Annotated in this window: 20 protein-coding genes; 12 read left to right on the top strand and 8 right to left on the bottom strand. The window is 36.4% G+C overall.

The window, feature by feature from the left end; genetic code table 11:
* Window positions 1-233: 233 nt before the first annotated feature.
* From RIV7116_RS35425 to RIV7116_RS32985, 8 genes are all read left to right on the top strand, one after another.
* Window positions 234-641 (top strand): hypothetical protein, encoded by a 408-nt coding sequence (locus tag RIV7116_RS35425; RefSeq protein WP_015122688.1) that lies wholly within the window; start codon window positions 234-236, stop codon window positions 639-641.
* 164 nt (window positions 642-805) lie between these two features.
* Complete coding sequence (locus tag RIV7116_RS35430; RefSeq protein WP_015122689.1) at window positions 806-1,213, top strand: hypothetical protein; 408 nt, start codon at window positions 806-808, stop codon at window positions 1,211-1,213.
* A gap of 154 nt (window positions 1,214-1,367) precedes the next feature.
* Window positions 1,368-1,766, top strand: coding sequence for a hypothetical protein (locus RIV7116_RS35435; protein ID WP_015122690.1), 399 nt, complete (start codon window positions 1,368-1,370; stop codon window positions 1,764-1,766).
* Between the two features lie 98 nt (window positions 1,767-1,864).
* On the top strand, window positions 1,865-2,236 hold the full coding sequence (locus tag RIV7116_RS34405; protein WP_015122691.1) for a hypothetical protein: 372 nt from the start codon (window positions 1,865-1,867) through the stop codon (window positions 2,234-2,236).
* A 103-nt stretch (window positions 2,237-2,339) separates the two neighbouring features.
* The gene (locus RIV7116_RS32970) at window positions 2,340-2,681 is read left to right on the top strand and encodes a hypothetical protein (protein WP_015122692.1); all 342 of its coding nucleotides are present in this window, start codon (window positions 2,340-2,342) and stop codon (window positions 2,679-2,681) included.
* 75 nt (window positions 2,682-2,756) lie between these two features.
* The gene (locus RIV7116_RS32975) at window positions 2,757-3,089 is read left to right on the top strand and encodes a hypothetical protein (protein WP_015122693.1); all 333 of its coding nucleotides are present in this window, start codon (window positions 2,757-2,759) and stop codon (window positions 3,087-3,089) included.
* 17 nt (window positions 3,090-3,106) lie between these two features.
* Window positions 3,107-3,505 carry a hypothetical protein gene (locus RIV7116_RS32980; protein WP_015122694.1) on the top strand — a complete coding sequence of 133 codons (399 nt, stop codon included), beginning with the start codon at window positions 3,107-3,109 and terminating at the stop codon, window positions 3,503-3,505.
* A 149-nt stretch (window positions 3,506-3,654) separates the two neighbouring features.
* Window positions 3,655-4,131: a hypothetical protein gene (locus RIV7116_RS32985; RefSeq protein WP_015122695.1), complete on the top strand. Its 477-nt coding sequence runs from the start codon at window positions 3,655-3,657 to the stop codon at window positions 4,129-4,131.
* A 386-nt stretch (window positions 4,132-4,517) separates the two neighbouring features.
* On the opposite strand, the gene RIV7116_RS32990 is transcribed toward RIV7116_RS32985, so the two are convergent.
* The 3 genes from RIV7116_RS32990 to RIV7116_RS33000 form a co-directional block, all read right to left on the bottom strand.
* Window positions 4,518-4,964: a PIN domain-containing protein gene (locus RIV7116_RS32990; protein WP_015122696.1), complete on the bottom strand. Its 447-nt coding sequence runs from the start codon at window positions 4,962-4,964 to the stop codon at window positions 4,518-4,520.
* Window positions 4,965-5,420: 456 nt separating this feature from the next.
* Window positions 5,421-6,713 carry a murein transglycosylase A gene (locus RIV7116_RS32995; RefSeq protein WP_015122697.1) on the bottom strand — a complete coding sequence of 431 codons (1,293 nt, stop codon included), beginning with the start codon at window positions 6,711-6,713 and terminating at the stop codon, window positions 5,421-5,423.
* A 173-nt stretch (window positions 6,714-6,886) separates the two neighbouring features.
* Window positions 6,887-8,023: a cob(I)yrinic acid a,c-diamide adenosyltransferase gene (locus RIV7116_RS33000; protein WP_044292622.1), complete on the bottom strand. Its 1,137-nt coding sequence runs from the start codon at window positions 8,021-8,023 to the stop codon at window positions 6,887-6,889.
* Window positions 8,024-8,526: 503 nt separating this feature from the next.
* Here RIV7116_RS33000 and fraC point away from each other — a divergent pair.
* The 3 genes from fraC to RIV7116_RS33015 all read left to right on the top strand — a co-directional run bounded on the left by fraC (window position 8,527) and on the right by RIV7116_RS33015 (window position 11,079).
* A complete protein-coding gene (gene fraC, locus RIV7116_RS33005) occupies window positions 8,527-9,102 on the top strand; it encodes a filament integrity protein FraC (RefSeq protein WP_015122699.1) in 576 nt (191 codons plus the stop codon).
* A gap of 65 nt (window positions 9,103-9,167) precedes the next feature.
* Window positions 9,168-10,226, top strand: coding sequence for a septal junction protein FraD (gene fraD, locus RIV7116_RS33010; RefSeq protein ID WP_015122700.1), 1,059 nt, complete (start codon window positions 9,168-9,170; stop codon window positions 10,224-10,226).
* A 73-nt stretch (window positions 10,227-10,299) separates the two neighbouring features.
* Complete coding sequence (locus tag RIV7116_RS33015) at window positions 10,300-11,079, top strand: ABC transporter permease (RefSeq protein ID WP_015122701.1); 780 nt, start codon at window positions 10,300-10,302, stop codon at window positions 11,077-11,079.
* 412 nt (window positions 11,080-11,491) lie between these two features.
* Here the strand turns inward: RIV7116_RS33015 and RIV7116_RS33020 are convergent, their stop codons facing one another.
* Both RIV7116_RS33020 and rpiA read right to left on the bottom strand, forming a co-directional pair.
* Window positions 11,492-12,121, bottom strand: a complete 630-nt coding sequence (locus tag RIV7116_RS33020) for a hypothetical protein (RefSeq protein ID WP_015122702.1) — start codon at window positions 12,119-12,121, stop codon at window positions 11,492-11,494.
* A 553-nt stretch (window positions 12,122-12,674) separates the two neighbouring features.
* A complete protein-coding gene (rpiA, locus tag RIV7116_RS33025; RefSeq protein WP_015122703.1) occupies window positions 12,675-13,385 on the bottom strand; it encodes a ribose-5-phosphate isomerase RpiA in 711 nt (236 codons plus the stop codon).
* A 184-nt stretch (window positions 13,386-13,569) separates the two neighbouring features.
* Here rpiA and RIV7116_RS33030 point away from each other — a divergent pair, with 184 nt between their 5' ends.
* A complete protein-coding gene (locus tag RIV7116_RS33030; protein ID WP_015122704.1) occupies window positions 13,570-14,343 on the top strand; it encodes an S-layer homology domain-containing protein in 774 nt (257 codons plus the stop codon).
* Between the two features lie 474 nt (window positions 14,344-14,817).
* Here the strand turns inward: RIV7116_RS33030 and RIV7116_RS33035 are convergent, their stop codons facing one another.
* The 3 genes from RIV7116_RS33035 to RIV7116_RS34415 all read right to left on the bottom strand — a co-directional run bounded on the left by RIV7116_RS33035 (window position 14,818) and on the right by RIV7116_RS34415 (window position 19,304).
* On the bottom strand, window positions 14,818-16,137 hold the full coding sequence (locus tag RIV7116_RS33035; protein ID WP_015122705.1) for an O-antigen ligase: 1,320 nt from the start codon (window positions 16,135-16,137) through the stop codon (window positions 14,818-14,820).
* A gap of 178 nt (window positions 16,138-16,315) precedes the next feature.
* Entirely contained in the window at window positions 16,316-18,079 is a 1,764-nt protein-coding gene (locus RIV7116_RS36725; RefSeq protein ID WP_015122706.1) for a hypothetical protein, read from the bottom strand.
* Window positions 18,080-18,149: 70 nt separating this feature from the next.
* The gene (locus tag RIV7116_RS34415) at window positions 18,150-19,304 is read right to left on the bottom strand and encodes a hypothetical protein (RefSeq protein WP_015122707.1); all 1,155 of its coding nucleotides are present in this window, start codon (window positions 19,302-19,304) and stop codon (window positions 18,150-18,152) included.
* Between the last annotated feature and the right edge of the window lie 888 nt (window positions 19,305-20,192).

The raw sequence follows: 20,192 nt of genomic DNA on the forward strand, positions 1-20,192 counted from the left end.
GTCACTAATTAAAAGTACAAATATTTAGTTCCAAAAAAAAATTCGGATAAATCCGGAATAAGCAAATTGAATTCTGTAGCCCCGTATATCCGACAAGAGAAAAATACAATCTTTAAAAAATCAACAAGGGTTCTTAATAAACACCCGAAGAAACTTTAAAGAATGTACATTCTCTGGGTAAAAACACACAACAGACAACACAACACACAATACAATTACACGAGGTTTATCAAATGTTGAAGAAGTCTTTTGCTTTTGGTTTGTTAGCTGCTGGTTTAATGGTTGCACCTGGTGCTGCTTTTGCTGATGTTCAAAATCAGAATAGCAGTCAAAATACAGTTCAAGAGGGCATAGCAGAACATGGAAGTACTAACGCTCAAAGCTCTGAAACTCTCAATGTACAAGAGCAAATTCAGAAGACTCGCGAACGTGTAAAACGCGGTGGTCATGGTCGTTATGGTCGTTATGGTCGTTACGGTCGTCCTAGCTATTGCGGCAATAACTTCAGCGGACAATCTCAAAATTCTTCTCAAGGAACCCTTCAGAGTGGAGAAGCTTTTGATAATTCTGTGAATGGTCAATCAAACAGCAGTGTTAGCGACCAGAAACAGTCTGCTGCAACTAGCCGTGCTTGCCGGTAATAGTTATTAGTTAAAAGTAAGCATTTAGCAGTTATTAGTGTAATTGTTTATCTGACTTAAGAACTGAGAATGATAAGAAAAGTGGTATTGATTTATCTTTGCAATGCCATTTGAATTCAACAACACAACAACACACACAACACAATTTCAACGAGGTAAATACAATGTTTAAGAAGTCATTTGGTTTCGGTTTATTGGCTGCTGGCTTGATGGTTGCACCTGGTGCTGCTTTCGCTGATGTTCAAACTCAGAATAGTAGTCAGCATACAGTTCAACATGGAACCGCAATTGATGGCAGCGTAAATGCTCAAAGCTCTGAAACTCTTAACGTACAAGAGCAAATTCAAAAGACTCGCGAACGTGTAAAACGCGGTGGTCATGGGCGTTATGGTCGTTACGGTCGCTACGGTCGTCCTAGCTATTGCGGTAGCAAGCACAACACACAGGCACAAAATTCTTCTCAGGGTAGCCATCAAAGCGGTGTAGCTGTAGATTATTCCGATAATGCTCAATCTAACAGCAGCGTTAGCGACCAAAAGCAAGTTGCTTCTAATAGTCGCGCTTGTCGATAAAAGTTATGAGCTATCTGACTAACTCAAAACTATTGTTAATTCAGAATCTGAATTAACAACTGATAGCCGATTGCAGAAAATGGCATTGATTTATCTTTGCAATGCCATTTGAATTCAACAACACACACAACACAATTTCAACGAGGCAAATAAAATGTTTAAGAAGTCATTTGGTTTCGGTTTATTGGCTGCTGGCTTGATGATTGCACCTGGTGCTGCTTTTGCTGATGTTCAAACTCAAAATAGTAGTCAGCATACAGTTCAAGAAGGCATCGCAGAACATGGTAGTGTAAATGCTCAAAGCTCTGAAACTCTTAACGTACAAGAGCAAATTCAAAAGACTCGCGAACGTGTAAAACGCGGTGGTCATGGTCGTTACGGTCGCTACGGTCGTCCTGGCTACTGCGGCAGCAAGCACAACGCACAGGCACAAAATTCTTCTCAAGGTAGCCATCAAAGCGGTGTAGCTGTAGATTATTCCGATAATGCTCAATCTAACAGCAGCGTTAGCGACCAAAAGCAAGTTGCTTCTAATAGTCGCGCTTGTCGTTAATATCTTCGATTGAACTTTCGAGGGCGGTGCCAATTAATTAGAACTGGTATCGCCAGCTTTACTAGTTCTAAATCATACGTAAATTTGAGGTTTTGAATATGTTGAATAGATCTTTGGCTTTTGGCTTATTAGCAGCTGGTTTAATGATTGCTCCGGGTGTAGCGTTTGCTGATTCTCAAAGGCAAAATAATGTGCAAATTAATACTCAATCGGGCACTGCGATCGGCAATGGTGTAAATGCTCAAAGTTCAGAAACCTTGAATATCCAAAATCAAGTAAAATTACGCCAACGTCGAGCTTATAAGCGGTTGGGTTACTGTCCGGGTAAATACAGTACACAGTCACAAATTTCGACTCAAGCATCTACTCAAAATGGTGGTGCTATAGATTATTCTGACAATGCTCAAGCTAGTTCTAGCGTTAGCGAACAAAACCAAGTGGTTGTAAGTACCACTGGTTGCTATCGTTAATAGTCTTGCGGTACGGGCAGGAATGCCCGTACAAAAATACTGCAAAATCTTTCTAAGTACAGCACACAATACACAACACGCAACACTAATAAGGTCTACAACAATGATAAAGAACGTTTTTAGCTTCGGTTTATTAGCTGCTGCTTTTATCGTTGCACCAAGCGCAGCATTTGCAGGACAAGGAGTTGTTCAAGAGTTAAATCAGGAGGCTACCGCAATTGGTTCGGGTAGTAGAGTTATTCAAAATGGCAGACAAATAAGCGTTCAGCGTCAAGAAAGAATAGGTCCTCGCAATCGTAGATGTGGCAAAGATTCGCAGTCACAGAATTCAACTCAACGGATTGACCAAAATGCTGTTGCTGTTAATGGTGGTGTTGTTAGGCAAAATGCCACACAAAGAAATATCCAGCGTCAACTTATTCTAGGTTCTCGCTACTGTTATTAGTGTCTGAGGAAAATATCGGGTGAGGCTATTAGCAGGGGAAGCAAAGGAAATTTTCTCATACAAGAGGTATTAACCATGCCCGTTAAACAAACGATTTCAATCTTTGCATTATCCGTACTAATAGCATTACCGAGTGGAATGGCTCGTGCTGGAAATATTAAAGTTCAAAACGGTAATTCTCAGGTAACAATCAATCGTAACGGTGATATCAAAATTAGACATCTTCGTGGAAGAAGATTTTATCGCCGTCGTCTGAAGCGTGGCTCCGCAATTCGAGTTCCTTCACGCAGCTTCCACCAGCAAACGAATAGGAAAAGAGATAACTGTAGAACTTACCGTAGCATTCGTCAAAGTCGTTCTGGTAAAAATCGCTCTTATGCTCGCACCAGAACAACAACCTGTCAATAATCTTCAAGGATGCAACTATGAAACTAAAATTACTTACTATAAGCTTATTTTCACTAACTTCTGTATCTTCTTTTTTCGTTCCTTTTTCGAGTAATAAAGCATTAGCAGGATGTAATGCTATTGATGTGAATGTTCAAGTAGCAATTGACGATTCACCTAGAGGAAGACAAAGAAATAATGTTAGCCAAGAGTTTGGTGAAAATTGCAAAGGCACTGTTGGTACCACCGCCGTTACTAGATCTACTCAAGTTTGCAAGTCCTCTAAGTGCGAACAAAAACGTAACAACAGGCAACGGGTTGATGGAGATCCAAATCGTCGTACTGGTGTTAATACTAATAATATTGGGATTAAAGTTGATGTCCCGGTACATGTGAAAAAGCCTAATACACCCAAACCTCCTTCTTTTAGAAGATAAAAATTTCTTTCTGCTAAAAATGCTTAATTAAGTTTTATTTAGCCTGGAGTTTATAACTTCAGGCTAATATTTTAATTAAAATAGGAAATGGGGAATAGGAAACAGTAAGTAGTAATTTCTCATTGATAATTGATTATTCAGGAATAACGATGAAGATAATTATTTTGATGATATGTAGTGCGGCTACATTGATTATGCTTCCCGCAGCTTTTGCAAGTAATTTTGTGAATAATGCTAACTATAATCGCATTAGGAATATGAATAGTAATTCCAATAGTTTTACCACGATTATTAGTAATTCTTCCGGCTATCACCGTGGACAAGTTATTTTAAGTGCGGCAAATCTATCACAACCACACATCCTTAAAGTTGAAACTTCAGCGACTCAATTAAGTGGGAAAATAATTGTCAATGAAACAGTGGTTCAGAATCTAAGCAGTAATAAGACTGAAATTGATTTATCTCCTTATTTGAGTTTAGGAGAGCATAAAGTCGAAATATCTGCAAATTATGCTCCTGCACCCTCTTCAATAAAAGTTGAATTTAACGCTCCGAATAGCAGTATTACTAATGAAACTAACGGCAAAGGTGTATTCAATTACCTTTTAGACATTACGGTGCGATAGCTTTCTAGCTTCCCTACACGTATTAACCGTCGTAATGACAATTTCAACTGCGTAAATCCTGTACCAGCTTCACAACGCTCCTAATGCTTATATCAATATAGAAAACGACTTTGGGCTTAACCTTTCGGCTGGGGTAAATACTTTAGATGCTTCTAATGTCACGGTTTATTTTGGTATTATTTTTCAACCGGGACGAACGGAAGACCATAAATTAAGAATATCTCGTTTGCGTAAATAAACGGAAATTATAGAAACTGAAAATAAAATTATGGAGGGTAATTTAGCATTATTGTAAAAGCAAATTGAAGAGGCTTCTATTCATTTAGAATGCTTAAAACAATCTTCTCCAAATTTTGAGAATTATTACTATCGTAGACAACAACAAACTAAATAAATTTAGCAGTCTGAAGTTGATTTTCTAAATTAGCTCGAATGCATAATTCTGTCATAGACCAAACCCAAAATTTATCGGCTGCTTCGGCAAAATCATCATGTTTATGAGTCACAATTGCATCTAATTTTTGATAGCTGGCACAGATAGTTTCAACAGCCGACTCAAAGTCTTTAATAGGTGAATAACGTGCTTGCTGCAAAATATTTTGGTTGACGGAGCAAATTTGCATTTTTTCTTCTAACCAACGAATTACCATTTCAGCAACTTTTTTATTCTGTAAATGACTCAGATAAGTATATATTTTTTGCCACCCTACATCTGTTATATACATCTGAATCCAAGGATTAACTTTATCTAGTAATTCTCGAACATCTGTGACGTTATTACGATTCATTAAAGCTTCTAACACTAAATCGGCATCAACTAAAATCCGAATCACTTTTTATCTCCCAGAGTAAGCGTTATATCTTGCTGTTAATGAGAGTTTTGATTTGATATCTCATTATTACAGAATGAATAGTTGTATATACAAAGTGATTATCTTGTTTTTCTGATTCCGACAAATTATTTAGCAAAAAACCTACTCATGTCTCTGAAATAAGTATTAAAACTAAGCTGTTGACAAAAATAGCATATTGTGAACGTACCAAATAAAACTTTTCTCTGTGACGACAAATAAATCAACTAGTTCCATATTTTTTGGACGAACAATATTAAGAAATTTCAAGATTATTTATTTGTCAAATTTCCAAATAAACAAAGACTTTGCCCTGAAAACATAATTGTTTGCTGACATCCAATTAAGTCGATTTACGTAACAAGCAAATCATTGTTTTTTTCAATATTTAAGCAATATCTATCTACAAGTAGATGATTTATTTTATAAATAAAGAATTTATGATGACTTATTTTTTAGTAGAAGGTAATAAAGCTGTCCGTTGGTTACTGTTACTCCAGCGCGATCGCCAGCAATTTTTCCGGTACCTAAGAAGTAATCGACTCTACCCGCGCCTTTGATTGCGCCACCGGCATCTTGGTCTAAAACATAACGGCTGACAGTACGGTGTTTCATTTCACCATTGTCTGTGGCAAAAGGAAAGTGACCGCGTATCAAGGCTAATGCTCCGGGAGGCATCAAGGCTTTATCTGTAGCAATTGAACGTTCGGCACTTAATCCGACTTGAATAGAACCTTGGGCTGGGGCACCTTTATTTTCCTGGAAAAAGACAAAACTAGGGTCCCTAGGAATATAAACGTCTAATTTTTTGGGGTCTTTTTCAAAGTATTCTAAGATTGTGGGCATGGTAACACCGCTCGATGGTAATTCACCGTCATCAATTAGCGCTTTTCCAATGCTTCGGTAATTATGAGCGACATTTCCAGCAAAACCGACAGTTGTTTGAGTTCCATCGAGGAGCCGAAGTTTAGCAGAACCCTGAATTTGCATCATGTATGGTTCGAGTCGGGATTTAAACCAAAATAGCTCTAAACCCTTTAATTTTCCCTGAGAACCCTGCAAACCGTCAGCACCTTCTAAATCTAAGCGGGTGGGATGTGGTCTTTGCCAATCTTTTAAATCGGGTGGTAAAGCATAGATGGGATAGCGGTATTCTGCTGTTTGCTGCCGACTAGCAATATAAAGTGGCTCGAAATAAGCAGTAAACAAAACTTTTCCTTTGTTGTCATTGCCTACCGATTGATAAAAAACAAACTCTTCGGCAACGGCTTTATTTAATTCTGCTGCGGATTTAGTTTCGAGCAGCAATTGACGAAACCTTTGTAAACTATTGATTATTCTTTCTCTACTGATTCCAGGTACTTGATATTTGTCGTATCTTTTTTTTGCTGAATCGGTTTGTAGATATCGCAAACTATTGTCTATAGAATTGAAAAGAATTTTTCTATCCGATTGTTGACCATTTTCTCCCCATATTTGTTTGTCTAAACAAGAAGTATCTCCTTCACAGCAGGGAAAAGGTGGTTTACTTGTGGCAACTAATACCAATGCTCTTGGCTTTTTTGTAGATACATCTGGTTTTGAAGTATTGACAGACGCTGGTAATTGCCACCGTTTTAATTGACACTCTACCGGTTTAAGTAGTAAACGTCCGAGAGGGCTAATGGTTACTAATACAGCGGCTACAGGCAAAGCAATGGTAATGATGGAAAATGACTTTTTTATTCGCATTTTCAGTTAAGTGTAGAAAACTACAAATTCAAAGTTATTTTAAACGACTGCGATGAAAAATTTTATAGGTAAATATAATACGGTACAGAACAGATAACTGTACCGTATTTATATTTTAGGGTTTGAATGTCTTAGCAATAAAGACTTTCATGCTTTTAATCAGCAACGCCAGTCTAAAAATCAACCCCACGTTTGAGTTCTACTCCGTGGTTGGCATAATGTTTATGACAGTAAACTTCTGAATGAACGCTGGCTAATTCAAAATATTCTGGTTGGTTTTGACAACGCCCAGTAATAATTACTTCGGTATGGCGAGGTTTGCGAAGCAAGGCTTCTACTATTGGCTCTACTGGCAGTAATTCTAAATCTACTGTGGGATTGAGTTCGTCAAGAATAATTGTTTTATACAATCCGGAAGCTATAGCCGTTTTGGCGATTTCCCAACCTCTTTCGGCTTCGATATAATCCAATTCTTGCCGAGAATTACGCCATACTATAGCATCTCCACCGCAGCGTTGATGGTCTACGACTTCGGGATAAGATTGCTGTAATGCGGCAATTGCTTCATCTTCAGTATACCCACTACCGCCTTTAAGCCACTGCATAATTAATACCCGAGTCGAACCGGGGTGATTTATCCCCCTGCCTATGGCTTTTAAAGCTTTACCCAAAGCGCTGGTTGATTTTCCCTTACCCGAACCTGTATAAATTTCAATACCTTCTAAACCCTGTAGTTCGGCTGCCGAGTGGTGTTGGGGCTTCATTTCTGAATGTAAATCTGCTATATCTAATAGCTCTTGGGGGGCACCTCTCCCGGTGGCGATGACTTCTAAATCTTGAGGCTTAGACTTTAAGGTTTTGATGACTTCATCAACCTTGAGCAAACCCAAATCTAATACGGGGTTAATTTCATCCAATACAACAACTGAATATAATCCAGAAGCTATAGCTCCTTTGGCAACATCCCAACCCCTTAGAGCTTCTTGAGTATCGAAAACCGTAATTTCATGTTTGTCAAAGAACTCTGCCCTGCCAGTACGTACTTGATCGATTAAATGAGGAAAACCTCTTTGCAAAGCTGCGATCGCACCATCTTCGTCATAATCTCTTTCTGGTCCTTTTAGAAAGCGTAGCAGCAAAACGCGATTGTAATTATTTGAGTTATTGATACCATTACCAATAGAACGTAAAACTACTCCTAAAGCTGCTTGAGACTTTCCTTTACCAGCGCCGTCATAAACGTGAATTTGACCTTTCAGTCTGGTAGGGCGCAGTTGTGCCGTGCGAATACCGATGCCGTTCCTTGTCATCTGAACCCAAATAGCTGTAATGTGGCTTTCGTTAATTTTGCTCTTGGGCACTGTAGCGGCGTTGTAGCCAGCAACATGATTATTCCACTCAGCGGTTTGAGCATAGCCCAAACCGGAGGGAGTTTTCCCTTTGAACAACTTTTCAAGACAGTGTTTTATCATACCTAAATCCAGGTACCATCAGGAATAAGTATTGTTTTTTATTTATTGGTAAATAATAATTAATTATGAAACTGCTATTTTAGTTCGGATTTTTTAGGCATTAAAACTCTATATTTAGCTTTTAAGCTAAAAAATCGGCTTTTTTATCGATATCGTCTTTTAAGTAGTCTTTAGCGCTAAAAGCATATAATCAGCCTTGCATGTAATAATTGTTTGCCTTTATGCTATTTCATGTATAAAAAATGGTAAAAGATGTTAATTATATTTAAGATTATTTTCTGCTGAGGGGTTTATATTACAAAGGCAGTACTTAAATTTATATCGAGTTTGGTATTAAGCATATGTTTGAGGACTTCGATTTTTCCACACCTTTCCGAGTTTTTCCTTCCGGTGTAATTTTATTCGACTTTTTATTTTTGTTGGTAGCGATTCCGGTGGAAGCATTTATTCTCAATAAAAGATTGAAATTTGATAAAAGAACTAGTTCTTTTTACGCTATTTCAATGAATGTCTTTTCCAACGTTATTGGTTGGGTGATTTTCTTTATTTTGGAGCCAAATAGTTTTTTTGACAGCTACAAATCACAGTTGATTAATTTTTTGCTATACAATCGCCTGGATGGTGAAGTTTATGGCGGTATTGTGCTTGCTGCTTTTACGACCTTTTTTGGCACATTGATGGTTAAGTTTTTATTGCTGAGGCTATTTATTATATCTTTAAGCAATCCAGGTGACAAAAAGCCGGAGCCAGAACCCGAGGATACTATTTTATTACAGCGAAAATCTCGCCGAAGCCATAGAAAAGGCTGGCAAAGTACAAGCTTGTTTACTACTACATTAATTGCTAATTCACTTAGCTACAGCGCAATTACATTGGTTGTATTATTTCGCTTATTCGCAAGAACGCAAAGTGTTTAGCAATAATTGATAATTCACAATCTTCGTATTTAGCTATTGAATAAAAGTAATTTTGAGGAGTAAATATGGGCGTATTGAAGGAGACAGCAGACTTGCTAGGTTTAGCTTTTCTGTTTGAGTTTCTCAAAGATGTTATTGAAAGAGTTAAAAAGTTTTTTATACCACCGAAAGCTTTTTCTTGGCAGACATTAATTTATTTAAGTGTATTTTCTTGGTTAATGTCATATTTAGCTAATGGTGGTATTCAAGACATCATTGCTTTTTTTGGTTGGATGTTTTTAATCGCTGGGACTTCTTGGTATACCACAGATAAACCTCTATATATTCCCGGTACGATTATGCCCGTTGGAGCAGTAATAACAGGAGGTATAGTCAGCATTTTTGCATTTCAGCAGCAAAATGAAGAAATTGTAGCTAGGACGATTATATTTTGGCCTACTATATCTGCTTTAATTACTGCTGTGCCTGAATTCTTTGAAGGAAGCGGTACCGATGTTAAAACTCAGCTACCAAAATTGGAAGACCGCGAAAGTGTTATAGTTCTGATTGGCTGCTGTATGTTGTTAAGTTGCTGGTTAAATCTATACGGGGTTACGGATAGTTGGTTAAATAATTATCCCAGCGCTAAATATCCAGTTTATAGAGACAATTCTCAACGTAATGATTTATTAACGGTATTAGAACCTGAAAATAAAATTCCTCAAAACGGAGTATTAATTCTTGATAAGCTTCAACCAGCTATAGAAACGGCGTTAGATGGAAAATCTTGGTCTAATGTAGAATTATGGTTAAAGAAGGCAAATCAAAGAGTCAGTGACTTAGGCGAAAAAGTTATACAAATTCATTTAGCTCAATTTGAAGAAAAGGAATTCTGGAAAACTCAAGCAAGTGTAGAGAATATTGACCCAAAAGATTATAATTCTGGCTATAAATTAAATTTATTTAGCGTTTGGACTGGCCCAAGCGCGACAAAAAAGGGATATTATCTCAAAAGGTCATGTCAAATTGAACCTATTGCTGAATCTGTTGATACTGTTGGTTCTCAAATTGAAAGAATCACTGTTGCGGAATTGGAATGTTTACCGAAAATATCTTATATCGCAGGGCAACCTCCTCAAAATTAGATTGATTGTAAATTGACAATTGGCAATTGATAAATCATAACTGAGAAGTGAAAATTACCAATTACCGATCCCTATGAATCTCAACAGAGTATTTGCGATCGCCAATAATTCTTTCCGAGAAGTAGTGCGCGATCGCATTTTGTTTATCATCGGCTTCTATGCAGTTATATTAGCCATTGCCGCCAGATTACTACCGCAACTAGCAGCAGCGACTGAAGACAAAATGTTTTTAGATTTAGGTTTAGCAGTTATGAGCGTGCTGAGTCTAATTATTGCTGTATTTGTAAGTACGGGATTAATCAATAAGGAAGTTGAAAAACGCACCATTTTGATGTTGATTTCCAAACCCGTAAGTCGGAATGAATTTATTGTCGGCAAATATTTAGGTTTCTCAATTGTTTTGGCACTGTTAGTAATCGCAATGAGTGCCATATATATAATATTTTTGCAGATAAATAATATTAGTTATTCATTTGGCAGCATTGTAATAAATGCGATTTTTCTAATATTACAGCTATCTTTGGTTAGCGCTATAGCGATTGCATGTAGCGTATTTACAGGTTCAATTTTAGCTACAGCTTTGACATTCGCACTATATTTAATCGGCAATATAACTCAAGATTTACTTAAACTTGCTCGTATTAGCGAAAATCCCGGATTAGAAAGAATTACTCAAGTTTTATATTTACTTCTACCGGATTTATCGCGTTTAGACTTAAAAAACGAAGCCGTATATGGTTTGTCAGCTTTACCGGAACATACAACGCTATTTATCAATGCTAGCTACAGTTTAATTTACATTTCGATGCTTTTAACTATAGCTACTTTTGTTTTTTCGCGAAAAGAATTTTAATATTACTCAGAGTATATAGCGATTTTCTTTTGGATAGAATACAAACTCAACCTCACCCTCGTTCCCTCTCCTTAATCAGGAGGTTGAAAGTGTATTGCACTCAACTGAAAACCGCTATACTACAGCTTTAAATAGGAAAAAACTATAAATTATAGTAAACCCGGTTTGGTAAACAACCGGGTTTATAATTAGTTTCGGGATTTAGGAGCTTGACTAATTTATCTATTGCAGAACTTACGCAATTTTTACAGTGTCCCGTTGGTGCGTGACACTAAAAACATTATTACTACGTTCATAAATAGTCGAAGTGTCACAGCACCCTACAAGATAAATATGCCAGTTGCGTAAGTCCTATATTGATTATTTTTCGACAAACTTACTTAATGCCAAAATAATTTTTATGGCAAGTATTTTAAGCTCGTAACAAAAAGAATAATGCAGTTAATACAATACCAAAGAAGCAAGCAAGTGTTATTATGATGTTTTTCCTGTTAACAGCACTTGATGACTTTGCTTGAGATTCTAATTCTTGTTTTAAAGATGCAACTTCCTGTTTGAAAGATTCAATTTGAATGGTGTTATTGGTAATTTCTTCTTTGAGCGGTGTTACCTGTTTGTGAATAGATTCAATCTGATGAGAGTTGTTAGTAATATTCTCTTTCAGAGATTTTATTTCTTGAGTTGAAGATTCAAGCTGACTCGCATTTGTTGCAATCTCTTCCTTGAAGGGTGCTACTGATTGCTTCAAAAATTCAAATTGACTGATATTGTTTGCAACTTCTTCTTTGAGAGGTGCTACTTCCTGTTTTAGAGATACAAGCTGAGTGGAAGTATTTGCAACTTCTTCTTTAAGCGGTGTGAATTCTTGCTTTAAAGATTCCATCTGAGTGGAAGTATTTGCAACTTCTTCTTTAAGCGGTGTGACTTCTTGCTTTAGAGATGAAAAATTATCTTGTAAAGCAATAATATCGTCTACAAAACCTTCTAAGGAATTCTCTTTTTGGACTTCAGATTCTTTTGCGGTAGATGAATTTTCACTCATGTCTTAATACCTTTGTAGGGAATGGTAATTTTTTTCTATTGCTTAACAATATATTTGCCAAAACTAAACCGCATTTACTATATGTAATGCGGAAGTTTTATTTATGCAAATTGATACGTAATAACCGTCTTTTAACTTTAGTTTAGTGATTTATCGCAATCTGAGGAGTGTTGCAGAAAACCTTTAATTAAGAATATTGTTTTTTGTTAGATACAAAACTTATCGGGAGCATCCCAAATATTTGAAAACATATTTTTTCATTGCTTCACTCCGCTTCGCTACATTCGCAATGACAATTAATATTTTGGTAAATTTACCTTCATTGGGATGCTCCCAACTTATCTACTTAAAAATAAAGCGATTCTTAGTTGAATTTAATACAAAGAAAGAGGTTAGTGCGTTACGGCATTTTTCATTTACTAATAAAAACTACATACTAGCAAGCCGTAACACAACCTGCTTTCTATGATTTTCGGTTATCAGTTATTAATCAGTAAATCAATAATTATCAACTAGCTACTAACTACTAACTACTAACTACTAACTACTAATTCTACATTTCTCTAACAAGCGGCTGATTATCCTTAACTTCGCCAATTAAAACTTTATCTACACAGTTAACGAAGATACCGTTTTCTAACACACCAGGAATATTATTCAACGTTTTTTCTAAGTTATCTGGATCGCTAATATTATCAAATCTAACATCAACTACCATGTTACCTTGGTCGGTAATCACAGGACCTGCTTTTTTAACACCCATGCGGATTTCTGGCTTACCGCCAAGTTTGGTAATTGCTTGCATTGCGGGGGTAATTGCCATTGGGATAATTTCGACGGGAACCGCGAAAGTTTCACCCAAGCTTTTCACTAATTTACCGCTATCTACAACTACGATAAATTGATTTGCTAGGTAGTCTACAACTTTTTCGCGAGTATGTGCCGCACCACCACCTTTAATTAAGTTTTTGGAGGGATCTACTTCATCAGCACCGTCAATAGCTATATCAATATGGTCTATTGCGTCTAAAGTTGTCAAAGGTACCCCATACTGCTTTGCTAAAACTTCTGACTGAAAAGATGTGGGAATACCAACGATATCTTTTAACTCACCAGATTTGAGGCGATCGCCAAGAAATTGAATGGTGAAAGCGGTGGTGGAACCGGTTCCCAATCCGACGATAGAACCGGATTTCACTAAGTTTGCAGCGGCTTTACCAACTTCTTGCTTCATTAACTTTACGGGGTCTGCTGTTGCGGTCATTCCCGAAACTCCTATAATAAAATGCCTTCCTATTAGTACATATTAGGGGTGAAATGACTCCTAACGATAGCTTCCATCAGCTATTCTGATATTTATTTTGAGCAAATTTACTTAAATAGAGAAACTACTAAGTTACTCTTGTTGTCAGTTAGAATTGGTAGAATTTTGATTACAACTATAAATCATGGGTAAATTTATCAACCAGCTTTCATTAATCTTTTTAATACCGGGATTTTCTCTTGCTGCTTATGCTCAACCACAAAACACTGATAAACAGCCATATTTGGTAAAGATGGAAGAAGAGCAGAAGCAAAATTTGCCACTACCTGATTTTAATAATGTAAAAGTTGAAGAGCAACAGCAGCAAAATTCAGCACAATCATCTCAGGCTATCAAAAGAGTAGTTACAGCTAAATTAATGACTAACTTCTCGGATGGCAATTTTTATGCTGACAGATTAATGAGTCGGGCTGAATTAGCCGCAATTATGGTGAAAACCTTTGGACTTGATAAGCGAAATCTTCCCAAAGAAGATGTGGAGGTGGCAGATGTTCCTTCTTCTCATTGGGCTTATCAAGATATTCAAACGGTTTTGAAAACGGGAATTATGAAAGGTTATCGAGGAAACTTATTCTTCCCCAATCAAAGAGTCACTAGAGCAGAAGGTTTAGCGATATTTGCTCAGGCTTATGGTGTATTTCAGTTTTCCGACGATACAGTAAACGAAATTCTTTCTAGATATTCGGATAAAGAATCAATTCCGGGTTGGGCTAAAAGAGCAGTTGCAACGGTTGTCGCTGAAGGTTTTGTTGATAAATCTGTGCCCCAGATTTCTCCTCTCAAACCCATGACTCGCGGCGATATGGCTTATGTATTAAGTCAGTATTTGGAAAGACAGCAGCCACAACCTAATACACCAGTAGTTCCGGGAGGTTCGGTGAATCCGCAGGGGTTTTAAATTGATTGTGAGATAATTGTTTCAATTGTCATTACATCAAATTATTTGAGTATGCGCTTTTAGTTCATCCTCAGTATTTGACCGATATACAGGTGTTAATATTAGGACTTACGCAACCAGCATATTTTACTCGTAGGGGAGGCAAAACGCGGTGAAGTAGTGCGGTCTTGGGGGTGTCCCCCCGAAGTTTGGGGGAAGAATATCTTCCCCCCAACTTCTCTCCATGAGCAACTACTGAACCCGTTCATCGAAGATGTTCCCGAAGGGTAGGGTGTAGATTAACTTCGGGCGTTATTGAGGCAAAAAGCGGTGTAGATGCTCTTCCCGCTTTATTGCCGTACCGTTGCTTGTACACTGACTGCCAACTGAAGGTAATAATAAAGCAATCAGTGTACGGTACCAATGGGGAATTGCGACAATTGCGACAAATCCTGAATATGAAAAAACCGCGTAAAGTTAGTTAGTAATAACGTGTTAGTTAAAATATTTACTATTAGTCTTTTCTAAACTAAGCACCCACCAAGCGATATGAGTAAATTGGGCGCATTCAAACCAAGTGAAGGCGAATGCAAGGTAAATTACTAATACTGCTTCAATGCCACGGTAAGGTGATTTACAAACTTGCCAAAAACAAAATGCGAAAAGTGTTAAGTAAGATATTAAACCGAATATTCCTGTAGATAAAGCAATGTCAAAAATAAAATTGTGTGCTTTAACTGTAGGTAGTTTTGCTGTTGTTATTTGTCCATCTTTATTTAAATAGTCAAAAGTAAAGTCCCCTAAACGAATAACTTTATCTACTGGTTTGCCGTGACGAATGTGAGGATAAACTGTACCAAAACCATTCATACCCCATCCGAGTAAAGGGCGCATAGAAATTCCGCGTATAGCACGTTCCCAAAGCATTTCTCTATCGGATGAAATATATTTGATAAATAAAGTGGTTTTATCAAAGCTGGATTGATTGCTAAATGCAAGCTTACGAGTGTTAGAAGCTGTACCCACAAATAATAAAGATACTAAGCAAACACATACGATAATTTTATTACGATGACGGTTATTAAAACCTGATTGGTAAACCCAATAAATAAAACCAGCTATAAAAGCCATTATTCCCGCACGAGTTTGAGTTAACAAGAGTGCTGGGATAATCAAAGTTAATGCTATGACTGCTTTTCGCTGATTAATAAGTTTCTGTTGCCAAGCAACAAATGTTAAAGCTGTAACTGCTGCTAGTACAAACGATGCATGACCGCGATGAGAATATAATCCTATTGGTTGATGATTCTGAAAAATAGTACTAGCTAATATATTGACTTTAAGTAACTGTCCTGAAGTCGCTGTATAGTCAATACGCCAATTGATTATTTGAGGAAATATACTAAGAGCAAGAATAAAACCGCCAATTATTAAACCTTGTAATTGAGAGCGAAAAAGTTCAGACCTTAATCTTAATAGTAAACTGTTGCTAAGGGTGAAAACTGCTATTAGTAGCCAGTAAAGCAAACCATCACCCATCTGTTCTTGACCTAATAAAGAACGTAGAGGGAAGGGACTTTGTAAGGTTGAAAGTAATCCAATTCCGAGAAATATTTCCCATAATAATCTTTTAGTTTTCCAATCATGGGTGATTTTTGAATTATGTTTTTCTTCCCATAGCATTAATAAGTTAAGTATGCAGATTAGTAAGATAACAAATACTTTAGGTTGAGTCCAAATTTCTCCTCGTATCTTTCCAATTGGGTTAATAAGAACAATACTCAGAGAAAACAGTAATATGTAAACTTTATTCATCAAATATAATATATTTATAAATAATAAAAATTTAATGTTTATTCTTGGTTTCACTTGTTAGCAAAACTTTATTTATAGAGTAGTAACTTGATATCACTGAAAATCTTTATACCCCTCTCAGAAAGCGGAGTATAAAGAAGAAATAAGCTATCTAAAACCTCTATTTATTTTTTTAATTTTAGGAACGTTTCCGAAGAGAGTAAAAAATTCTTGCGCTAATAGCTAACAAACCAAATATAGAAACTGACTCTGGTACGCGCCGACGCTCAGGCTCACTTCCAGGGGCAGAAATGGGACGCATCTTGAAACTACCCCTACGGTCATTAAATGCAAGCTGAATAGGGAAAGCAGTTTCCTCTGTATCTCCAATTAGCGAATCAATATCAGTAATTCTAAAATTAGTGATTCCAGAATCAAACAAGGAAGTAAAGTCTAAGGTATCTCCCGCTCCATATTCGCCAATTACTTCATTTCCTACTTCTACGGTGAAATAATCGTCTTCTCCTTCAGGAAAATTCAGAATTTCAGTGAATCGCGTGTTACCCAGCGCTTGAAATTCAAAACCATAGGTAGTTTCAGGATCGTACCAACGACAGCCAGGAACATTGTTGAATACTTGCCAACTTCCTTCTCTAGCGTCAGGAAGGATAGGATTATTTTGATTTACACCTGCAACTTCTCTACTTACTCCACCACCTCCACTGCTACCAACTTCGTACTCTAACTCATCTTCAGAATCTAATACTTTAATATTGAGTTCATACTTTCCTCCATCTCTCCCACGAATATGAGAACCATCACTACTAGTGGCATAAACATTTAAGTTGATACTACCATCAACCGATACAATACCCGTCAGCCCGGAAGCAAGACCATCTCCTATAGGACTATTATTGTCATCACTATTTGCCAAATAATAATAATCAGTATTGGATGCATCTAGATGATATGCATCTAATAATGTGTCAGGATTGCATACATTTCCAGGTATGTCGTTATCAACATAAGCATAATAGTTGGCACCCGGAGTTAAACCTGAGATTCGGAATTCATCTTCTTCCGAATCGGAATACAGGCTGTCTGAAAAACTGTAAATGCAATCATCATTATTAACGTTAACGGCTTTATTACTTTTAGGTGTTGGACAAACAGGAGGATCTTCATCACGACGATTTGCTGTATTTTTCCAACCCCACTGAACTCCATTATAAATTGTGATTTTTCCAGGGTTATTTTCTGGATCTTTTTGTTCTACTAAATAAAGTTCAGCATTCCAAGTACCGTTTTCAGGAATAATTCTTAACGGTCTGTCTACAAATAACTCATCTTTTGCTGCACCAGCAGCGTCGTAGAATGGCGTTTCTATATGATCTTTACCAGTGTCGATTATATTTATAGGATCGCCGGAACTTGGAAAACCTGAAGATGTTACCCATTGAATCCAATGAAGTGTGTTGTCTCCTGGAGTTGGATCACCCGCTCCAGGGATATAACGTAATTGAAAAGCAGCACCAACAATACCACTTACTCCCACTACATTTTTTCTTGCTATTGGATCATATAGATTACCACCGCAATTTTTAGTGGATAAACCACAAGCATAATAATATTCAATATCAAAACTACCGTTTAAATTTTCACCAATTTCATAACTCCAGCCCAAATTTGAACCATAAGTACTTTCTAACTTTTGTAAAAAACCGGATGTCCCACCCAGAGGTAATTCTTGAACATAAATTGGAGAAAGTTCGGTTTTTCCTTCAATTTCTAAGAATTTATATTTGGCTTGGCGCTTATAAAATGTACTTGCACCAGAACCTACATTAAAAATATCCCAACCAGCACGGCTAGGTGTAAGATTAACAGCAATAGCTGATTGATTTGTGAATCCAATTAGTAATGTAGTTATTAACCCAACTAACGAAGACTCGCGTGATAGCATTTTATATCTCCTTTATAAATTCAGATTTAAAAAAAAATAATTTTTTTATATTCATCAAGTTCAAAACTGATTATGATACAGCTTTATTGTGAAGGTTTGAGAGATTAAATTTTATATATGGTGTAGAAACAATTGTTTTTTCAATCCATTCTAAAGCTATTTTGCTCGTTTGCTCTCTACAATTGTTTGTAGTAAAACTATTATTTTTGATATATACAAATCTAATCAGATATTCACTTAATTGAAAACCAAAAAAAACATAAAATCCACCATCTCCGGTCGCGATTTTTAGTGCTAATTTATTGCTATACCAAAACAGTTTTGCTGTAGGAAAATAGGTGACGTAATCTCCTGGCATCACTAAAGGATAATCAGATTTTGTATGTGATTGAAGCTGTTCGCTAGAACCGGATCTAGTTAATAACTGACCATCTACTCCTATAATCTGGGGGATTAAAGTAGAATAAAAGTCAAAGCGATAAGACTTTTGAGTATTATTAGTAATCTTGATTCCAATTTTGACAGAAGTTTCTGCTTCACTTCCCTTTTCCGGGATTCTTAAAACTTTTTCTGGAACTAAAGTTTCAAATTGAATATCATCTATTTCTATTGCATTGCGGTTACTTTCAAGAGGTTGGACTAAATGAAAGTTTTTAATGGATGTCGGTACTGAACTTATTTGTCTATTTAAGAATCTTTTATTTTTTTGCTTGCGTGATAAAACAAACTGAAGCTGATAATTACCTGGATTGAGCGATTCACATAACCAATATCTCCTATAATTAAATACATTGAAACAATCGCCAGAATAGCCTACAGCTAACAAATTATTTTGCCAAAAGAGTCTTGTATGTACAGAGAATCCTATAGAATCTCTACCTGGTACTGACCAATCATCGTTTGCTCGAAAAAGGCTAGCTAATTTTGAGAAAAAACGGGTCAATATTAATCTGAAATTATTTTCATTTAAAGATGTTGTTGTAACGTTGCTAGTTAATTCATTCGTAACCAAAAATGGTTTTAACACTTGCCCATCTTCTTTCAAAATCTGTGGAATTAATTCTTCTACAGGGTCAAAGTAAAAAGGAAATCGTGAATTATTGGTAATACTAACTCCAATGTCTACAAAATCCTTAGTATTTAATTGCTTTTCTGGAATAGCTAGCACTATTAAGTTGGGCTGCCATATTTCTTTTCTGATGCTATTAAAGTCAAAGGAAGCCATGCCTAAATTCCTCTAAAATTTCCATGTTTTTACATACCGCATATAATTACAACACATGACTTATTGTCATTGTTTACAAAAATATCGGCACAAAGATAGAGATAAAATTAGCTAGAAGGCAAATCTTAATATCAGCAGTCAGCTATCAGAAGTAATATTTAAGCTGGTTTAATTCCGTGTGAGCAAAGGCAAAGTACTTGAAAAGAAATTGCTCGCAAGCCAAACAAATTTTGAAAATCATCATTTTATTCCCTAATAACTTAACTTTAGTGTTGAGCTAAATCTAGAAGTGATTTTTAGCTGACTAAGTACAAGATAGGCGAGTTGATGTTTTTTTTTGCGACCATATAAATACTGAATTATATAGTCTCAATTTTGAATTAGTTATGAACTAAAACCGGCTTATTTCTTGATTGCTGAAGTTATCGTGAATTAGAAACAATTTTGGAAAACCGATGAAGAGGTTGCTTAAATCAACACAGATTTTGTATAAATTTTTTAAAATGCTTTATGTGTAAATTATAAAATTCAGTTAATTTCCCGGTTTCTTGCTCATTTAAAAGGTGCAAAATTATTTTGCTGGGTAATTCACTAAAAATTACTTAAGCTTATTTAGACAAGAATTTTTCAACGCCCAAGCATGACTAACAACTGATTTGGATTTTGAAGACGAAATTAATACAACACCCTCTAAACCCGCTGTGATAGCCAAATTAACGCTTTTATTCGTCAAAATCACTCTTACACCTTCATTTACCGAAAATATAATTCATAATTCGTAATTACCCCTACCAAATATCCTCCCAATCCCCCTCTTCCCTCTCTTCTCCCTCTCCCCCCACTTCCCCCTCTCCCCATCTCCCCACTCCAAATTCCCCCAATTTCCCC

The sequence above is a fragment of the Rivularia sp. PCC 7116 genome, from assembly GCF_000316665.1.
Taxonomy (GTDB): Bacteria; Cyanobacteriota; Cyanobacteriia; order Cyanobacteriales; family Nostocaceae; genus Rivularia.

What these genes read in the sequence shown, in the direction of transcription:
- fraC (WP_015122699.1), top strand. Translation starts at nt 8,527, where the DNA reads ATGTTTGAGGACTTCGATTTTTCCACACCTTTCCGAGTTTTTCCTTCC.
- RIV7116_RS34405 (WP_015122691.1), top strand. Translation starts at nt 1,865, where the DNA reads ATGTTGAATAGATCTTTGGCTTTTGGCTTATTAGCAGCTGGTTTAATG.
- RIV7116_RS32995 (WP_015122697.1), bottom strand. Translation starts at nt 6,713, where the DNA reads ATGCGAATAAAAAAGTCATTTTCCATCATTACCATTGCTTTGCCTGTA.
- RIV7116_RS32980 (WP_015122694.1), top strand. Translation starts at nt 3,107, where the DNA reads ATGAAACTAAAATTACTTACTATAAGCTTATTTTCACTAACTTCTGTA.
- RIV7116_RS33000 (WP_044292622.1), bottom strand. Translation starts at nt 8,023, where the DNA reads ATGACAAGGAACGGCATCGGTATTCGCACGGCACAACTGCGCCCTACC.
- RIV7116_RS33030 (WP_015122704.1), top strand. Translation starts at nt 13,570, where the DNA reads ATGGGTAAATTTATCAACCAGCTTTCATTAATCTTTTTAATACCGGGA.
- RIV7116_RS35430 (WP_015122689.1), top strand. Translation starts at nt 806, where the DNA reads ATGTTTAAGAAGTCATTTGGTTTCGGTTTATTGGCTGCTGGCTTGATG.
- RIV7116_RS32975 (WP_015122693.1), top strand. Translation starts at nt 2,757, where the DNA reads ATGCCCGTTAAACAAACGATTTCAATCTTTGCATTATCCGTACTAATA.
- RIV7116_RS32985 (WP_015122695.1), top strand. Translation starts at nt 3,655, where the DNA reads ATGAAGATAATTATTTTGATGATATGTAGTGCGGCTACATTGATTATG.
- RIV7116_RS32970 (WP_015122692.1), top strand. Translation starts at nt 2,340, where the DNA reads ATGATAAAGAACGTTTTTAGCTTCGGTTTATTAGCTGCTGCTTTTATC.
- fraD (WP_015122700.1), top strand. Translation starts at nt 9,168, where the DNA reads ATGGGCGTATTGAAGGAGACAGCAGACTTGCTAGGTTTAGCTTTTCTG.
- RIV7116_RS33020 (WP_015122702.1), bottom strand. Translation starts at nt 12,121, where the DNA reads ATGAGTGAAAATTCATCTACCGCAAAAGAATCTGAAGTCCAAAAAGAG.
- RIV7116_RS33035 (WP_015122705.1), bottom strand. Translation starts at nt 16,137, where the DNA reads ATGAATAAAGTTTACATATTACTGTTTTCTCTGAGTATTGTTCTTATT.
- rpiA (WP_015122703.1), bottom strand. Translation starts at nt 13,385, where the DNA reads ATGACCGCAACAGCAGACCCCGTAAAGTTAATGAAGCAAGAAGTTGGT.
- RIV7116_RS35435 (WP_015122690.1), top strand. Translation starts at nt 1,368, where the DNA reads ATGTTTAAGAAGTCATTTGGTTTCGGTTTATTGGCTGCTGGCTTGATG.
- RIV7116_RS33015 (WP_015122701.1), top strand. Translation starts at nt 10,300, where the DNA reads ATGAATCTCAACAGAGTATTTGCGATCGCCAATAATTCTTTCCGAGAA.
- RIV7116_RS35425 (WP_015122688.1), top strand. Translation starts at nt 234, where the DNA reads ATGTTGAAGAAGTCTTTTGCTTTTGGTTTGTTAGCTGCTGGTTTAATG.
- RIV7116_RS36725 (WP_015122706.1), bottom strand. Translation starts at nt 18,079, where the DNA reads ATGCTATCACGCGAGTCTTCGTTAGTTGGGTTAATAACTACATTACTA.
- RIV7116_RS34415 (WP_015122707.1), bottom strand. Translation starts at nt 19,304, where the DNA reads ATGGCTTCCTTTGACTTTAATAGCATCAGAAAAGAAATATGGCAGCCC.